Annotated in this window: 14 protein-coding genes and 1 riboswitch; of the genes, 9 read left to right on the top strand and 5 right to left on the bottom strand. The window is 67.3% G+C overall.

Annotation, left to right across the window (positions count from 1 at the left end; genetic code table 11):
* Window positions 1-2 precede the first annotated feature (2 nt).
* Together ACZK4H_RS00765 and ACZK4H_RS00760 are read left to right on the top strand one after the other, a co-directional pair.
* Window positions 3-1,679, top strand: coding sequence for an electron transfer flavoprotein-ubiquinone oxidoreductase (locus ACZK4H_RS00765; protein WP_099551579.1), 1,677 nt, complete (start codon window positions 3-5; stop codon window positions 1,677-1,679).
* 65 nt (window positions 1,680-1,744) lie between these two features.
* Window positions 1,745-2,146, top strand: a complete 402-nt coding sequence (locus ACZK4H_RS00760) for a c-type cytochrome (RefSeq protein ID WP_099551580.1) — start codon at window positions 1,745-1,747, stop codon at window positions 2,144-2,146.
* Here ACZK4H_RS00760 and ACZK4H_RS00755 read toward each other — a convergent pair.
* The gene (locus ACZK4H_RS00755) at window positions 2,140-5,736 is read right to left on the bottom strand and encodes an ATP-binding protein (protein ID WP_099551581.1); all 3,597 of its coding nucleotides are present in this window, start codon (window positions 5,734-5,736) and stop codon (window positions 2,140-2,142) included. The two genes, ACZK4H_RS00760 and ACZK4H_RS00755, sit on opposite strands and share 7 nt — an antisense overlap.
* A gap of 75 nt (window positions 5,737-5,811) precedes the next feature.
* On the opposite strand from ACZK4H_RS00755, the gene ACZK4H_RS00750 reads away from it, so the two are divergent.
* The 7 genes from ACZK4H_RS00750 (at window position 5,812) to pnuC (ending at window position 14,658) form a co-directional block, all read left to right on the top strand.
* On the top strand, window positions 5,812-6,450 hold the full coding sequence (locus ACZK4H_RS00750; RefSeq protein WP_099551582.1) for a response regulator: 639 nt from the start codon (window positions 5,812-5,814) through the stop codon (window positions 6,448-6,450).
* Between the two features lie 378 nt (window positions 6,451-6,828).
* Window positions 6,829-7,599, top strand: a complete 771-nt coding sequence (locus ACZK4H_RS00745) for a hypothetical protein (protein WP_099551583.1) — start codon at window positions 6,829-6,831, stop codon at window positions 7,597-7,599.
* Between the two features lie 111 nt (window positions 7,600-7,710).
* A complete protein-coding gene (locus tag ACZK4H_RS00740) occupies window positions 7,711-9,708 on the top strand; it encodes a peptidoglycan-binding domain-containing protein (protein WP_099551615.1) in 1,998 nt (665 codons plus the stop codon).
* A 246-nt stretch (window positions 9,709-9,954) separates the two neighbouring features.
* Entirely contained in the window at window positions 9,955-10,362 is a 408-nt protein-coding gene (locus ACZK4H_RS00735) for a glycine zipper 2TM domain-containing protein (protein ID WP_099551584.1), read from the top strand.
* 128 nt (window positions 10,363-10,490) lie between these two features.
* On the top strand, window positions 10,491-11,615 hold the full coding sequence (locus ACZK4H_RS00730; RefSeq protein ID WP_099551585.1) for a phosphotransferase enzyme family protein: 1,125 nt from the start codon (window positions 10,491-10,493) through the stop codon (window positions 11,613-11,615).
* A gap of 109 nt (window positions 11,616-11,724) precedes the next feature.
* Window positions 11,725-11,820, top strand: a riboswitch (TPP riboswitch).
* A 70-nt stretch (window positions 11,821-11,890) separates the two neighbouring features.
* Window positions 11,891-14,080: a TonB-dependent siderophore receptor gene (locus ACZK4H_RS00725; protein WP_099551586.1), complete on the top strand. Its 2,190-nt coding sequence runs from the start codon at window positions 11,891-11,893 to the stop codon at window positions 14,078-14,080.
* Window positions 14,081-14,088: 8 nt separating this feature from the next.
* Window positions 14,089-14,658 carry a nicotinamide riboside transporter PnuC gene (gene pnuC, locus ACZK4H_RS00720; protein WP_099551587.1) on the top strand — a complete coding sequence of 190 codons (570 nt, stop codon included), beginning with the start codon at window positions 14,089-14,091 and terminating at the stop codon, window positions 14,656-14,658.
* A 105-nt stretch (window positions 14,659-14,763) separates the two neighbouring features.
* Here the strand turns inward: pnuC and ACZK4H_RS00715 are convergent, their stop codons facing one another.
* The 4 genes from ACZK4H_RS00715 to ACZK4H_RS00700 form a co-directional block, all read right to left on the bottom strand.
* Window positions 14,764-15,180, bottom strand: a complete 417-nt coding sequence (locus ACZK4H_RS00715; protein ID WP_099551588.1) for a hypothetical protein — start codon at window positions 15,178-15,180, stop codon at window positions 14,764-14,766.
* Window positions 15,181-15,266: 86 nt separating this feature from the next.
* Window positions 15,267-16,241 (bottom strand): Dyp-type peroxidase, encoded by a 975-nt coding sequence (locus ACZK4H_RS00710; RefSeq protein WP_099551589.1) that lies wholly within the window; start codon window positions 16,239-16,241, stop codon window positions 15,267-15,269.
* A 114-nt stretch (window positions 16,242-16,355) separates the two neighbouring features.
* Window positions 16,356-16,679: a hypothetical protein gene (locus ACZK4H_RS00705; protein ID WP_099551590.1), complete on the bottom strand. Its 324-nt coding sequence runs from the start codon at window positions 16,677-16,679 to the stop codon at window positions 16,356-16,358.
* A gap of 160 nt (window positions 16,680-16,839) precedes the next feature.
* Entirely contained in the window at window positions 16,840-17,415 is a 576-nt protein-coding gene (locus ACZK4H_RS00700) for an OmpO family porin (protein ID WP_099551591.1), read from the bottom strand.
* Between the last annotated feature and the right edge of the window lie 203 nt (window positions 17,416-17,618).

Below are 17,618 nucleotides of genomic sequence, written 5' to 3'. Positions count from 1 at the left end.
CGATGAGCGCTGAAGCCAACGCCCTGCCCCCGCGTGAAGTAATGGAATTCGACGTGGTGATCGTCGGTGCCGGCCCCGCCGGCCTGGCCACCGCGATCCGCCTGCGCCAGCGCGCGATCGAAGCCGGCCGCGAATTGTCGGTGTGCGTGCTGGAGAAGGGTTCCGAACCGGGCGCGCACGTGCTGTCCGGCGCGGTGATGGATCCGCGCGCGCTGACCGAACTGTTCCCGGACTGGGCCGAGCGTGGCGCACCGCTGAAGCAGAAGGTCACCCGCGACGAATTTCTGTTCCTCAGCGAAACCGGCGCACGCAGCACGCCCAACGCGCTGCTGCCGGAGTGCTTCCACAACGAAGGCAACTACATCATCAGCCTGGGCGAAGTGACCCGCTGGCTGGCACAGCAGGCTGAGGCGCTGGAGGTGGCTATCTTCCCGGGCTTCGCCGCCGCCGAAGTGCTGTATGGCGACAACGGTGAAGTGATCGGCGTGGCCACCGGCGACATGGGCATCGAGAAGGACGGCAGCATCGGCCCGGCCTTCGAGCGTGGCATGGCGCTGCAGGCCAAGTACACGATCTTCGCCGAAGGCGCACGCGGCCACCTGGGGCGCCAGTTGATCGCCCGCTACAAACTGGACGAAGGCAAGGACCCGCAGGCCTACGGCATCGGCATCAAGGAACTGTGGCAGATCGACCCGGCCAAGCATGAGCCGGGCCTGGTGGTGCACGCCGCCGGTTGGCCGCTGGACAGCGATACCTATGGCGGCGCGTTCCTGTACCACGCCGACGGCGGCAAGGTCGCCATCGGCTACGTGGTCGGCCTGGACTACAGGAACCCGTGGCTGAGCCCGTTCGAGGAATTCCAGCGCTTCAAGACCCACCCGTCCATCCGCAAGCACCTGGAAGGCGGCACCCGCATCGGCTACGGCGCGCGTGCGATCACCGCCGGTGGCCTGCTGTCGCTGCCGAAGACGGTCTTCCCCGGCGGCGCGCTGGTCGGCTGCGAGGCCGGCTACCTCAACGCCAGCCGCATCAAGGGCAGCCACGCGGCGATCAAGACCGGCATGCTGTGCGCCGATGCGGCGTTCGACGCGCTGGCCGCCGACCGCCAGCACGATGAACTGAGCGCCTATCCGAAGGCATTCGAAGCCAGCTGGCTGTTCACCGAACTGCAGCAGGCCAAGAACTTCAAGCAGTGGTTCAAGAAGGGCCAGACCGTGGCCACGCTGATGACCGGCGTAGAGCAGTGGCTGCTTCCCAAGCTGGGTGTGCGCAACCCACCGTGGACCCTGCATCGCACCCAGCCCGACCACGCCTGCCTGGAACCGGCGTCCAGGCACACCCGCATCGCCTACCCGAAGCCGGATGGCGTGCTGACCTTCGATCGCCTCAGTTCGGTGTTCCTGAGCAGCACCAACCACGACGAAAACCAGCCCAGCCACCTGACGCTGAAGGACCCGAGCATTCCAGTGAAGGTGAACCTGGCCGAGTACGCCGGTCCGGAAGCGCGCTACTGCCCGGCCGGCGTGTACGAGTTCGTCGGCGACGCCGACAACGCGCGGCTGCAGATCAACGCGCAGAACTGCGTGCACTGCAAGACCTGCGACATCAAGGACCCCACCCAGAACATCGTCTGGGTGACCCCGCAGGGCGGCGGCGGCCCGAACTACTCGGGTATGTGATCGCACCGGGCTGCGACCGCGTGTCGCAGCCCGTCTGCCCCGCTGCGTCGCTATCCTGCCCGCCCATGCGTGCATCACTCCCGCTCATCGCCGTTGCCGTGGCCCTGGTCGCCACGGCCTGCCAGCGTCCGCCTGCGGCACCGGCCACGCCGGAACAGGCGCACCAACAGGCCATGCAGCGCGCGTTCGAGTTGTGTGCCGGCTGCCACACCGTGCAAGCCGGGGGCATCCACCGCTTCGGGCCGAATCTGCACGGCGTGATCGGTCGTCGCGCCGGCAGCCTGCCCGACTACGGCTACTCCGATGGCATGCGCCGCGCCGACATCACCTGGACCGCGCAGACGCTGGATGCGTTCCTGCAGTCGCCCACCCACGTGGTGCCTGGCACGCGCATGTACAACGCCTTCCCCAGCGCCGAACGCCGCGCGCTGGTGATCGCCTACCTGCAGCAGCAGTCGGCTCAGTGAGCCAGGCGCTGCAGTTGTTGCTGCAGCCGCGCCACGAATGCCGCCACCGCGGCGAACAATGGCACCGGATCGGTCTCGGCCGCATCCTGCAGGCGCTCGACCAGTGCATTGGCCTGCCCGGCCAGTGCCGTCGCCCCCACTGCACCCAATCCGCCCGCCTGGCGATGCAGGTGCAGCGCGGCAGCCTCACGGTCGCCGGCCTGCAGCGCGCACTGCACAGCGGCCAGGTCACCTTCACTGGCCTGCAGCAGGCTGTCGCGCAACTGCTCGGCCACGGCCTGCGAACCGAAACGCTGTTGCAGCGTGGCCAGATCAGGCAGCATCGCGCCGGCGGCGGCGGACTCCGGCACCGGCTCCTCGAACGAATGCCCCTGCGCCTGCGGTAACCAGCGCAGCAATGCCGCGCGCAGAGTGGCCAATGACAACGGCTTGGCCAGCACCTCGTCCATCCCGGCTTCACGGCAGCGACGCGCATCGTCGTCCAGCACGCTGGCGGTCAGCGCCAGCACGGCCAGCCGCGGTTGCCCGGTGCGTCCCTCGCGCTCACGCAGAAGGCGGGTGAAGGCGAAACCATCCAGCACCGGCATCCGGCAATCGGTAATGACCAGATCGAAGGACTTTGATGCCAGATGATCCAGGCCCTGCTGGCCATCACCGACCAGCACATGCGGCACGCCCAACTGCTGCAGCCGCCAGGCCATCATCGCCTGGTTGGTCGGATGATCCTCGATCACCAGCACGCGCGCCTGCCGCAGCGCCAACGGCAGCAGGGCAGCCTGTGCCTGTTCGGCAACCAGCGCTTCAGCATCGGCAATGCCCGCTTCCACCAGCGATAGCCGCACCTCGGCACAGGTGCCCTCGCCCAGCGTGCTGTGCAGCTCCAGCTCGCCCTCCATCATCTGCACCAGGCGATGGCAGATGCTGAGGCCGAGGCCGGTACCACCGTGGTCACGCTGGATGTAGGCGCCGGCCTGGGTGAACGGCGCGAACAGGTGCTGCAACTCTTCCGGCGCGATACCCATGCCGGTATCGGTGACGCTCAGGCGAAGCGGCTGGCTACCGTCTTCGGCGGTCGGCCCCAGCACCTCCAGCTGCAGCCGCACTTCGCCGTGCACGGTGAACTTGATGGCGTTGCTGAGCAGGTTGAACACGATCTGGCGCAGGCGCACGCCATCCACTTCGTGCGCCGCCGCCAGCTGCGGGTCGATCTGCACCTGCAGGTCCAGTCCACGTGCACTGGCCTGCGCCGACAACAACCGGCACACGCTTTCCAGCAATGGCCGCAGCCGCTGCGGCACCGGTTCCAGGCGCAGTGCGCCGGCCTCCAGCCGCGAGTAGTCGAGGATGTCGTCGAGGATCTGCCGCAGCATCTGCGCCGCGTCCTCGATAACCCCGAGAATGCGCTGCTGCTCGGCATCCAGCGGCGAATGCGCCAGCACCTCCAGCATGCCCAGCACGCCACTCATCGGCGTGCGGATCTCATGGCTCATGGTGGCCAGGAAGCGGGATTTGGCCTCGGCCGCCTGCTCGGCCTCGGCCTTGGCTGCGGTCAGGGCGTCCGCCTGTGCACGGGCCTCGCTGGCATCCACCCAGTAGCCACTCCAGGTCACTACACCGGCTTCGGCGGCATAGGGTTGCGCCTGGGTGCGCACCCAACGCGGGCCTGTTCCATTGCCGCGCAGGCGGAATTCCAGCATGAGCGGTGCGAACTGGTGCGCGGCCTGTTCGACCGCCTGCAGGATGCGCGCGCGATCGTCCTCTTCGACGCGTTCCAGCAATGTCCTGGCGTCCTGCTCGGCCTGCTGCCGGGTGATCCCGAACAGCGCCTGCAGGTCGCCGGCAATGAACGGGAAGCTGAGCGTGCCATCAACCTCGCGACGGGCCTGGTAGACCACGGCAGGCAGGTTGTCGGTCACTTCGGCCAGGCGCTGCTCCAGCTGGCGGCGCCCGGCCACCTCACGGCGCAGGCGCCAGTAGCCGATGCCATGCACCAGCAGCGCGGTCAGCAGCACCAGCAGCAGCGGTACACCCCAGCGCAGCGTGCTTCGCCAGTCGACGCCGTTACGGTACTCCACCGCCAGCCAGTCGTCGCGCAGCGCTTCGCGCTCGCGTGGCGTCATCTGCAGCAGCAAGCGATCGAAGGTCGTGGCGAGCGCCGCATGCCGGCGCTCCACGGCCAGTGCCAGCTGGTCGTTGAAGCCCGCGGGCGCGGCAACCTGCAGGCGCCCCGGGAAACGCGTGCGCAGCAGGTGGTCGACCAGCGCAAGATTACCCACGTAGGCGTCGGCCTCGCCATCGATCAGGCGTTGCATGGCCTGTTCGGCACTGCGCGCGGCGACGATCCTGGCCTGCGGCGCCTGCTGCAGCACATAGCCACGAACGCGCTCCGGATCGGACAGCAGCACACGCTTGTCCTGGAGGTCGGACAGACCCAGCAGGGCCGGGCTGTCGTGGCGGCTGATGATCACGTTCGGCACGCTGATGAAGGGTTGGCTGAACACCCAGTCCGGGCCCAGGTAATGCGAATCGACCGGAATGCCCATCACCGCCTGCAGCTCGCCGCGACGCGCCTTCTCGCGCACCTCGTACCAGTCATGGCTGTTCTGCGCCTGCAGGTTGGCACCGGCCTGCATCAGCCGCCCCAGGTACTCGCTGGCCAGGCCGCTGGGCTTGCCATCCTCGTCGGCGAACGACAGTGGGGCGGCGTTCGGCGCGAAACCGATCTTCAACGGCTGTTCCAGAACCCGCTTCTCGGCCTGGCTCAGCGCCAGCTGTGCCGATGCCGACCACTGCGGCGGGGGCAGCCAGCGTTGTGCCAGTGCATCGCGCTGGGCCTGGCTGGTCGCGGCCAGCGCCAGGTCCAGCGCTTCGGCCAGCGGTTGCTTGCTGTTGGGAACGCCGAAGTGCAGCCGTTCGGGGGGCAGGTCGCTCGGACGCAGCAGGACGACACCCTGCAGGTGCTGGCGAGCGATCAGTTCGGTGGCGACGTAGGCATTGCCTATGTAGACATCAGCTTTGTCGTCTCTGACCATCTGCAGCGCTGCCAACGAGCTGTTTGCGACAAGCTGCACCGCACGTGGGAAACGTGCCCGCACCTGCGGGCCGGTCAGGAAATCCTGCTCGATGACCACCCGCAATCCGTCCAGGTCGGGCATGTTCGAAGCACGCAGATCGCCTGGCCTCCCCACCAGCGCCAACGGCGCCTCGCCATAGGCAGCGGTGTAGACCATGCACCGGGTGCGGTCGGCGCTGAGACCGACATTCATTACCACGTCGATCTCGCCACGACAGGCCGCATCCAGTACGGAAGTCCAGTCGGCATATCGCCGGGCCTCGACCTTCACGCCCAACTGACGGGCAAGAAGCGACAGATAATCCGGCCCCAGGCCAACCTGCTGGCCATCACGGAGGGACTCGAACGGCGGCCAGCCGCTGTCATACTGGCCCACGACGATGCTTGGATGGGCGGCGAGGTACTCGCGCTGCAGGGGACTGAGCGGCAACAGCCCAGGCACCGCCTGTGCCAGCGCCACCGGCAGCACCAGTGCGGCCAGCAGCAGGACCAGCCCGCGAACAGCCCAGCTACGCATCGGCGTCGATCTCCTAGAATCCTGCCAGGGTCCGCGATGGTCGCGGTCCGGCCTGCCCGGTGGTCATACTAGAGCATGAGCTTGCGCATCATCATCGCAGACGACCACCCGGTGGTCCGTATCGGTACCCGCGCCGTCATCGAATCGAGCGGGGTCGGTCGCGTGGTCGGTGAAGCCGACAGCGCGCAGGCGCTGATGGCCCTGCTCGGCAGCCACCCCTGCGACCTGCTGGTGACCGACTATTCCATGCCGGGCAGCCCACAGGCAGACGGCTTCGCAATGATCGGCATGATCCGCCGCCGCTACCCCGACCTGCCGGTGCTGATGCTCAGCGTCTCCAACAACCTGGCGATCCTGCGCATGGTGCTCGACAGCGGTGTGCTCGGTCTGGTCGACAAGAGCTCGTCGATGGACGAACTGCCGCAGGCCATCCAGGCGGTCTACCGGGGCCAGCCCTACATCAGCCGCAGCCTGCGTGAGCGGGTCGAGGCTGCGGGCAGCTGGCGCATGCGCGAGGGCGACGGCAAGCCGTTGTCGCCACGCGAGGTGGAAGTGCTGCGGCTGCTCGGCACCGGCATGACGGTGAAGGAGATCTCGCTGCAGCTGCACAAGAGCGTCAGCACCATCAGCCGGCAGAAGGGCGACGCCATGCTCAAGCTGGGCCTGAAGGGCGACGCCGAGCTGTTCGACTACCTGCGCGACGGCAAGATCTGAGAACCAGATCACACTGCAAGGGCATCTGTCACCGCCCTCTTTGACCGGCCGCCGTTCTGTGCCAAGATGACCCGGCATGGGTTTTCAATGCGAGGTCGAAGGAATCGGCCGGCTCATGTCCTCGCTCCCGTCCCTGGTGGATGGGGTGCGGTTTCCTGCCGGCCGTCTGGCCCGGCAACGCTGACCATGGAGAGGCGCATGCATCACCCCCCCGAGCTACGTTGGACCCTGCCGTTGCGGCCCCTGCGCGCATTCGCGGCGTGCCTGCTCGTCTCTCTTTCCGCTGCGGCCTGCAGCGCCGCCGATCCGGCCCCCTCGTCCTCCCAGCCTGGTGCCCCCGTGCAGGCTGCCGATGCGCCCCGACAGGATGTTGCCCCGATGCAGAACACCTCTCCCGACACCGCCGTCCCCCCGCCCGACGCGCCGACCGTGATGTATTTCACCTACCAGGTGGACGGTGATGGCGCGACCTCCTACGAGGTCCAGAACGGCAGTGTGGCGACCTTCTGGTTCGGCCACACCTTCACCCTCGACGGCACCACGTATTACACGGGTTTCTCCTGGGATACCCGCGAGCACTACGGCAAGCCGGGCGAGCAGTCGCCGGCCGGCCCGGATGACCGCGCCAATCTCGCCGAGGCCACCTTCGTGCTGGCCGGCAGCGATGCGAACAAGCCCTGGAAGTTCCGTGGCCAGGAATGGACCATCGGCGCACTGGGCGCCTATGACAAGGCCGACGATGTGGATACCCGGCGCAAGCCGCTTGAACATCGCACCGCAGACGGCCGCCTGCTGCTGGCGGTGCCGACCAGCAGCTTCGACCGCGGCGTCAGCAGCACCGGCTATGCACTGCTGCTGTTCAACCCCAAGCGCAGCGAAGACGACGTGGACAGCAAGGTCTGGCGCTATGTCGGTTCGGTGCGCACCGGCGAGGACAACAGCGCCGCCTGCGACGAGGGCAACGTGATGCCCTGCACCGACAGCGATGGCGAACTGGCGTTCGCTGCCGACGGCAATGGCCTGCCGCGACTGACCGTGACCTTCAAGGGCACCACCATCGACGCCCCGGGCAAGACCCGTGCGCTGGCTGCCAGCGATGCCGTGCACTACACCTTCGACAGCGCGACCCAGCAGTACATCGCGCCCTGATAGCACCCGCCACACGCGGGTTCCCTGTTGACCGACATGTTCTTGACTCATGGATGAGTCCGGTTGGCGATTCGCGGCACGCGCCGCTCCATCAACCCCGAGGAAGACGTCATGGCACAGCATGACTACAGCAGAAAGGAAGTCCTGGACATCGTCGAGCAGGTCGCCCGGCACAAGGGCATTCCGGTCGATGACTTCATGCGCTTCGCGCACATCGAGACCGGCGGCACCTTCAACGAGCGCGCCCACAACACCTCGTCCGGCGCCAAGGGCCTGTTCCAGTTCGTGCCCGGCTCCGCGCGCCAGTATCACCTGACCGGCCACGAGTTCGACCCGACCCGCAACACCGAAGCGGCCGCACAGATGTACCAGGACAACCTGGACTCGATGGCACGCCGCAACGAACGCACCGGTCACCCGTACCTGTCCGGCGGCAGTACGCCGACCGGCCTGGACCTGTACCTGGCCCACCAGCAGGGCAGCGCCGGCTATGGTTCGGTGCAGACCGCGATCGCCACCGGCACCTTCGGCGTGGTCCGCAACGGCCATGGTGAAGAGATCAACATGCGCCGCAACGTACTCAACCAGATCGGCTCCGATGCCAAAGCGCTCACCGGCCACACTCTGGCCGAGATGCGTGGCATGAACGATGGCGACCTGGCGCGCACCTTCTCCAGCTACTACATCCACAAGTACGCGGCGATCAGCATTCCGGAAAAGAACATCGCCCCGCAGACGGTGGCCCCAGGCCAGAGCCAGGGTCAGACCCCGGCAGCGCCGGTGCAGGCCAGCGCCGCCGTGGCAGCCGGTGCAGCCGCGCTGGCGGCGACCGCTTCGGCCGCCGCCGCGCCGAAGCCGGGCATCGAACTGCAGGCCGCCTACGAGGCCGGCGTGAAGTACGACCACGTCAAATACGCCATCAATATTCCGGGCCACGCGCTGCATGTGCCGGGCAAGAGCGGCAAGAACGTGGAACAGGGTTACATCGACTGTTCCGGTTGGGTCGGCACGCTGCAGAACCGGACCATGGATGAGATCAACCAGAAGGCCGGGCATGCGGTCTTCAGCAAGGCCGATCGCATCGACCTGGGCAACCTGGGTTCCGGTGGCATCGTGCGCAAGGCATTCGACCAGTCCGGCGTGCTGCTTGACCGCGACGCGATCCTGAAGCCCGATGCGCTGAAGGAAGGCATGATCATCGGCCTGGATACGGCCAAGACCCGCCACGAGCATTGGAACGGCATCGACCACATCGTGATGGTGGTGCGCGACCCCAACACCGACAAGCTGCTGATCAGCCAGTCCACCGGCAGCAAGGGCGTGCACACCATGCCCATCGAGGATTACCTCAAGCAGGTGAAGGACCACCCGAACTGGAAGCTGTACGCCTCCGACCCGCTGTCCAAGGCGCGCGACCTGCTGGAAAACCGCACCCAGTCGCATGAGCAGACCCAGGGCAAGCCGGCCGCCGAGCACAAGGCCGCTGCCACCCCGCACGCCGAACTGTACAAGCAGGGCGCGCACAGCGAGGGCGTGCGCACAGTGCAGGAGCAACTGGGCCACCTCGGCTACGTCGGTGCCGACGGCAAGCCGCTGATCGAGGATGGCCGCTTCGGCCGCAACACCGACGCGGCGGTGCGCCAGCTGCAGAAGGACAACGGCCTGGTGGCCGACGGCATTGTCGGGGCCAAGACGCTGGAGGCAATCAGGGAAGCCCGCGAGCGCCCGCTGCTGAACGACGAACGGCACCCGCGCAATCCGCTCTTCATCCAGGCCAGCAAGGGGCTGGAACTGATGCCGGCAGGCACCTTCAAGGATCGCCACGCGCTGGAAAGCGCCGCCGCGGCCCTGACCAAGGAGGCGCATGCCGCCGGCCTGCAGCGCATCGACACGGTGGTGCCGAGCCCGAACGGTGAGCGCCTGTTTGCCGTGCAGGGCACGATCGGCGACCCCGCCGCCAGCCGCGTGGCGGTGGAGACCCGTGCAGCCAGCGAGCAGAGCCTGGCGCTCAGCAGCGGTGCCGTGCAGGGCGCGCCGAACGTGCTGCATCAGCAGCTGGACGCCCAGCAGGAGCAGGCCCGGCAGGCACAGAAGGCCATGGGCGTCTGAGCCCCCGGCGCCTTGCAGACCAGGGAAGGGCCGCGCCATGCGCGGCCCTTTCCCTTTCTGCCAGCTGAGCGGCCGCGGCCGCTTTCAGCCTTGCTTCATGCCGCCTGCCGCTAGATGAATGCGCAAGCCGCACGGTGGGCCAAGCAATGTTCCGGCAATGTTGGAACGTCAGCGTGGTCTCCACGGCAGCCGGGGCGCCCGCGCCCTCCCTGCCCAGCGTGGCATGCACCCCACAGGAGAACGAACATGCTCAGTACTTCCACACTCAGCTTCCGTGGTCTGGCGATGGCCCTGGCACTGGTGGCCGGTGTTGCCGTGGTCAGCGATGCCAGCGCGATGTCGAGGAAGGACAAGCGCACCCTGGTCGGCGCCGTGGTCGGTGGCGTGGCCGGCAACCTGCTCTCCAACGGTGATCCCGCTGCCACTGTCGGCGGTGCCGTGGCCGGCGGCGCGATCGGCAACCTGACCACGTCCGACCGCCGCGACCGTCGCTATTACGACAACCGTTACTACGACAACCGCTACGACCGCCGCTACGATCGTGGCTATTACCGCAGCGGCTACTACGAGCGTGGCGACGACCGTCGCTGGCAGCGCCAGCGCTACTACGACAACCGCTACTACAACGACCGCGGCCGCCATCGCGGCTGGTAAGCGGCGCGACGGCATCATCGCAGCTGATGCAGGCACGGGCGGGTCGATGACCCGCCCGTTTGCGTTGGCCGCGCGCATGGCGTTGAATGCGCAGCCTTGGATGTGACTTTCCCCACTGGGGCTGCGGCATGACTTCTTCCTCCCACCGCGTGCAGGGCCTCAACAACGACGAGGTCGCTGCCGACTGGCCGCCGATCAGCGCGGCGGACATTGCATGGCTGAGTGCGCGTTACCCGCAGCTGGACGAGCACAGCCATCCCCGCTGGCACAGCCCGCGACCGCTGTCGGCCGCCGCCATCGTCGGCGGCGTGGACGGCGCGGTGTTCGTCAAGCGCCATCACCACAGCGTGCGCAGCGCGGCCTGCCTGGAAGAAGAGCACCGCTTCATCGCCCATCTCGCCGCAGCGGGCGTACCGGTGGTGCAGGTGCTGCCGGCGACCGATGGCCGCACTGCGGTCGAACACGGCGAATGGACCTTCGAGCTGCATGCGATCGGCGTCGGCGAGGACCTGTACCGCGATGCCGTGTCGTGGTCGCTGCTGACCGATGTCGCGCAGGCCCGCGAGGCCGGGCGTGCACTCGCGCAGCTGCACCGTGCTGCGGCCAGCTACCACGCGCCTCAGCGCAGCACCCATGTGCTGGTCGCGCGCGACGATCTGATCCGTGCCGACGATCCGATCGCGGCCATCAAGGCAGGGCTGCACGAGCGCCCCGGGCTGGCCCGCTATCTCGCGCGCATTCCATGGGAAGCGCAGCTGCGGCGCGACGTGCTGCCGTGGCATGCCGGCCTGGCCCAGCGCCTGCGCGACGAGCCACGGTTGTGGGCGCACAACGACTGGCATGTCTCCAACCTGCTGTGGCGCGATGGGCAGATCAGTACCGTGCTGGATTTCGGCCTGGCCTCGCCCACCAGCGCGCTGTTCGACCTCGCCACGGCGATCGAGCGCAACGCGGTGGCGTGGCTGGAACTGGAGCACGGCATGGAGGCGGTGCGCATCGATATCGCGCTGGCCCTGCTCGACGGCTATCGCCAGGTGCTGCCGCTGTCGGCGGCACGCGTGCGCCTGCTGGCCGACCTGCTGCCGATGGTCCATTTCGACTTCGCACTGTCCGAGGTGGAGTACTTCGAAGGCGTCACCGGCTCGACCGCCAATGCCGACGTAGCGTGGCAGCCCTTCATGCTGGGGCATCCGGCATGGTTCCACAGCGCGCCGGGACAGGCACTGCTGCAGGCCCTGCATGCCGTCGCGTGACCCGGTTGGGACACCGTTGGGGTCAGATCCCTTTCCTGCGGAAAGGGATCTGACCCCGCAGCCTGAAGGGCACCGGCTCGCAAATCCGTACCATTTGTAGTGAAATGGTCACCTGAAGCGGGGGTGCCTGGATCTGCCAGGCTGAGAGAGTCCCTTGGAACCTGATCCGGTTTGCACCGGCGTAGGGAGCTTTGAGCCGCAGCCATACCCCCTTCATGGGCCGGTGCACCTGCGCGCCGTCGCTTCGTCTCCCTTGTTGTCCGAAGACGAACCGAATGAACCGCTGCCTGCGCCCCACCCTGCTCTCCCTCGCCCTCTGCGCCGCGCTGCCGCTGCACGCCAGCGACGCCGAAGCGTCCCCCGATGCGGCTGCCACCGGCGCCGAACGCTCGCCGACCGAACTGGCAGCAGTGCGCGTGCAGGCCGGCAAACCGAAGGCCGATACCTCGCGCGTGAATGCCTTCGGTGGTGGTTCCTGGAAGGACACGCCGGCCTCGGTGAACGTGCTCGAGCGTGACTACCTCGACCGCCGCCAGGTGCGTTCGCTGTCCGAGCTGGCCAGCAACGATGCCTCACTGGGCGATGCCTACGCGCCGGTGGGCTACTACCAGAACATCGCCATCCGTGGCTTCGCCCTGGACGCCGCCACCGGCTACCGCTTCAACGGCCTGTCCATCGCCGGCGAACAGCGCCTGGCGCTGGAGAATGTGCAGTCGGTGGAAATTCTCAAGGGCGAAGCCGGCCTGGCCGCAGGCGTGATGGCACCGGGCGGCATCATCAACTACATCGGCAAGCGCCCGGCCGAGGTACGCACTGCCACGCTCGGCACCGATTCGGAAGGCTCGCGCTACGTCGCCGTCGATGTCGGCCACTGGATCACCCCGCGTTTCGGCCTGCGCCTGAATGCCGCGTGGGATTCCAGCAACTCCTATGTCGAGCACGCCGATGGCCGCCGCAATTTCTACTCGTTGGCCGCCGACTGGCTGATCGGCGAGCGCGGCAAGCTGGAAGTGGATGCCAACTACCAGACCAGCTCGCAGCGTTCGGTGTCGGGTTACCAGCTGCTGGGCGCGCGCGACCTGCCGCGCGGCGTCGACCGCGAGCACCTGCTCGGCTACCAGCCGTGGCAGCGCCCGGTGGATATCGCCAGCACCAACATCACCGCCCTGCACACCTATGATTTCAACGACGCCTGGCAGTCGCGCGTGTCGGTGGGCCACAGCCGGTCGGTGATCGATGACAACGTCGCCTTCGCCTATGGCTGCTACTACGCCACGCAGTGCGCCGATGGCAGCGTGCCGGGCAACTACTTCGCGCCCAATGGCGACTACGACGTCTACGACTACCGCAGCCCGGACGACACCCGCCGCAACCAGCAGGCGCGTGCCGAACTGCGTGGCCGCTTCGAGACCGGCAACGTCGGCCATGAGCTGACCCTCGGTGCCGACTACTTCCGCCGCACCGTGGACAAGCGCCCGAGCGTCAACGAGTACGTCGGCACCAGCAACATCCACGACGCACCGGTGCAGGTGTTCGTGCCGTCGCCGAAGATGCCGGGGCCGTCCGCACGGCGCCTGGACAGCCGCCAGACCGCGTTCTTCGCGCTGGACCGGATGAGCTTCGGCGACGACTGGCAGTGGCTGGCCGGCGGCCGCTTCGTGCGCCTGGACGAGCGCGCCTACGACAAGCGCGGCACCCCGCAGCGCCACAGCCGTCTGTCGCGCTTCCTGCCGCAGACCGCCGTGGTGTGGAAGGCCACCGACCAGCTCAACGCCTATGCCAGCTACGTGCGCGGCATTTCGCTGGGCCAGGAAGCGCCGTTCTGGACCAGCAACGCCGATACCTTCCTGCCATCGGTGCAGTCCCGGCAGCTGGAAGTGGGCGTGAAGTACGTGCCGGTCGAAGCACTGACGCTGGGCGCGGCGGTGTTCCGCATTTCGCAGCCGTACCAGTACGCCAAGCCCGACAACAGCGACGTCGGCTACACCTTCGTTGAGGAAGGCACGCAGACCCACACCGGCCTGGAGCTGACCGCCAACGGCCAGCTGACCGATGCGCTGCAGATCGTGGCCAGCGCCAGCGTGCTGCAGGCGCGCGCGCGCGACACCGGCACACCGGCCTATGAAGGCCATCAACTGGTGAACGTGCCGAAGGTGCGCGCCAGCGTGCACGTGGCCTATGCGCTGCCGTTCGTGCAGGGCCTGGATGTGACCGGTGGCTGGCGCTATGCCGGTGCCAACGTGGCCCGCGCCGACGGTGGCGTGCGCGCGCCCGACTACTCGGTGTTCGACGCGGGCCTGCGTTTCCAGCATCGCCTGCACGAGCGCGCGGTGACCTGGAACCTGTCGGTGGACAACGTGTTCAACCGCTTCTACTGGCGCGATACCGGCAGCAGCGGCGGTGACTACTACCTGTTCCCCGGCGCACCGCGACAGGCCCGCCTGTCGGTGACGTTCGCGCTGTGAGCGGCGCGATGCTGGAGTGGACCGCCGCGCTGTGCAGCATCCTCGGCGTTTGGCTGATGGCCAGGCGCCGGCTGGTGGCGTGGCCGGTCGGCCTGCTGTCGGTGACGCTGTATGGCGTGGTGTTCGCCGAGGCCAAGCTGTACTCGGACACCCTGCTGCAGATCGCCTTCGGTGGCTTCCTGGTCTATGGCTGGCTCAACTGGCGGCAGCACGCCGCCGACGACGGCAGCATCCGCATCGTGCCATTGGCTCGCGGCAAGCTGCTGCGCGACCTGGCCATCGGCCTGTGCGGTGGCGTGGCGTTGGGAGCCGGCATGCACACCTTCACCGACGCTGCGCTGCCGTGGCTGGACGCGATGCTGACCGCACTGAGCCTGGTTGGCCAGTGGTGGCAGGCACGCCGCCACGTGGCCTGCTGGTGGGTGTGGATCGCGGTGGACGTGGTCTACGTGGGCGCCTACCTGTTCAAGTCGCTGCACGTGACCGCCGCGCTGTACGTGTTCTTCCTCGGCCTGGCCGTGTTCGGCCTGCGTGCATGGAGCGCCGCCGCGCGCGAGCCGCAGGTGGCAACGCAGTAGAGCCACGCCATGCGTGGCTGAGGAACACCGGTAGTCGCCAACCGTGGTTGGCGCGCGCCTGCCGACCACGGTCGGTTACCAGGCACATCCACGCATGGCGTGGATCTACTGGGTAAGCAGCAGGCCCAGCCGCAGTGGCTGGCGCATGTCGGCCGGTGGGGCCGCCTGCAACGGCGCGGCCTGCAGGGTCGCGCGCAGGTCGGCGTCGACCTGGGCATCACCCAGGCTGTCGAATTCCAGCTTCGAAATGCGACCATCCGCCGCGATCCACACGCTCACCGGCAACGGCGTCGGCGCATCCGGATGTGCCTGCAGCCATTCCAGCACGCGCTGCGCCTGCGGATCCTGTTCCTGCTGCAGGCGCTGCTGCAGCTGGCCACCCACGGCGGCGGCGTAGGCCATCCAGTGCGCAGGGGCATCCTGCGCGGAAACGCTGGCACTCCCCAGTGCCAACGCGCCGAACAACGCGGCCAGTGGCCGCCACCAGCGCCGCACGCCGGTCCCGTTCCCAGTCTTGGCCATCGCCGGCCTCCTGCACTCCCATCCAGCGCGCCATGGTCGGCGCCATAGATGACAGGCAGATGGCGGGCCGTGATGGCCCGGCGCGATCAATCGCCCAGGTCGGCCAGCGCCTTGCGCGAGGGCGCGAAGAAGGTCACGCCGGTGGTGGCGGTGGAGAAGTCCAGGATGCGGTCGTGCAGCGGCGCGGGATTGCCGATGAACATGCGCTCGAGCATCTTCTCGATCACCCACAGGCGGCGGGTGTAACCAATGAAGTAGGTGCCGTACTCGCCACGGCCCGGGTTGGCGAACGGCATATTGTCGCGCAGGATCTCGTGCTCGCCGTCGGCGTCTTCAATGGTGCACAGGGTCTTGTGCGACTTCTGCGCATCCGCCGGTGCATCGTCCAGCTCGATGTTGTCGTGCTTGGTGCGGCCGATGATCGCTTCCTGCGCTTCGGTCTTCTGTGCGCGCCACGCATCGAGGTTGTGCAGGTACTTCTGCACCACCACGTAGCTGCCACCGGCATGCTCCGGGTCTTCCTCGCCCACGATGGTGGCTTCCGGCAGCGACAGCCCTTCCGGGTTGGCGGTGCCGTCAACGAAATCGAGCAGGTCGCGGCCATCGAAGTAGCGGAAGCCGGCCACGTCATCGACCGTTTCCACCGCATCACCAAAGGCCATCAGCAGGTTGCGCTCGAACGCCACGATCAGGTCCATCGTGCGTGCACGGACGTGGTACAGCAGGTCACCGGGTGTGGACACGGCCGTGTGGGTCGCACCCTTGATCTCGCGGAACGGCTTCAGCTCGCGCGGCGGTGTGGTACCCACCAGCGGCTGCCACACGCGGTGGCCGATGGCCACGTTGCAGGTGAAGGTGCGCTCGATCTCGCGGATGGCGGTGTTCTTGATCAGATCATCGGTGCTGGCCAGCACCTCGCGTGCCTTGGCGATCGACGCCTCGTCATCCTTCACCTTCAGCACCAGGAATGCCGCCGAATGGGTGAGCGGCGCAGTGATCTGCTGCGGCTCGTTGTCGAGCGTGTGATTGAGGGCGGTGATCGGTGCGGGCTGGGAGTTCACGGCGGTTCCTGCTGGCTTGAGGCGGGCGCATCGCGTGGCGATGTGCGGGCGATCATAGCCGAACCACCCGCGCGCGGCCGGAGCGGTTCTCGTTCCGCTGCCAGCAGCGCCGCACTACGCCCGGGTCAACTGGAACTGCTGCGTGCCCGTCCAGGCGATGCGCAGGTACGTGCCTTCCAGCAGGCCGCGCTCGCGCAGCCAGGCAAACACCTCGCCCGGGCACCACTCGCGCCCCGCCGAGAAGGCCACGCCCAGATCGCGCAATGCGACGAACATGCGGGCCTTGGCGGCATCGTCGGCGACAGAGGCATGCAGGATCGGCGGCACGCCCTGAAAACCAAGCGCACCCAGCGCCGGCTGCGCGGCGGTATCCACAAGCACCACCTGCACGGTGTTGCCATCGGCCTGCTGCACGTATGCGCAAAGGGAGGTCTGCATGCGGGATCCGCCATCCGGTGGGCTGACAGTATGCCCGCGCATTACCGATGCCTCAGGGGTCCCGGAAAAAGTGAAGCCCGGCGCGAGGCCGGGCTTCGGTTGGCGTGTGGGAGAGAGAGAGTCACACGCCAGCACAACACGCACTAACGACAGGCGTTTGTTACCAGGTGAAGCGCGGGCCCACGAACCACTCGCGGTCGCCGGCCTTGGCCAGCTTCACTTCGCCACTCAGGCCCCAGTTCTGGTTGAACTTGGCGGTGGCGCCGACACGGCCGTAGAACTCGCCGTCCGGGTTGATGCCGTGCTTCTTGGTGTAGTCCTCGTAGCCGGCCATCACGTAGCCTTCCACGTACGGGTTGAACGCGGTGCGCACGCCAACCTCGGTGGAGTAGCCGTTGAAGTCCAGGCCATGCTTCATGTCGTACTTCTGGTACGCAACGCGAGCCACCAGGTCGGTGTTCGGTGCGATGCCGTAGTTGTAGCCGGCGCCGATGCGCCACTGGTCGACGTCATTCTTGAACTTGTCGGTCTCCTGCGCGCTGTAGTCGCCGAAGATGTGGAAGTTCGGGTGCACCGCCACGGAACCCTTCACCTTCCAGCCATCGGCGTCGCCGCCCTTGGCATCGGTGTTCACGTAGCCGCCTTCAACGTAGTTGTACGACAGGCCATCGGTTGCCGATGCAGCGAACGGCAGAGCAGCCAGAAGACCCAGGGCAAGCAGCGAATTCTTGTTCATCGGGACACACCTTTAATTATTTTGGTTTCGTCGACCGCCTCCCGGGAGGGGGAGAGAGAGGAGGCGGTCGACAGGTGTGAATTATCCGTTAGGGGGTCTAATCAACCCTGAATATTGAACTGACTGGTGTATAAATAAGGCTGGCGTTCAGGGAACTCCGCATGGCATTGCTGTCGGCTTCTAACGCTCACCACGCTCGATGC

It is taken from the genome of Stenotrophomonas sp. 78350_Sma (assembly GCF_056482105.1).
Note: the sequence above shows the minus strand (reverse complement) of the source record. Positions and strands in the feature narration are given on the sequence as shown.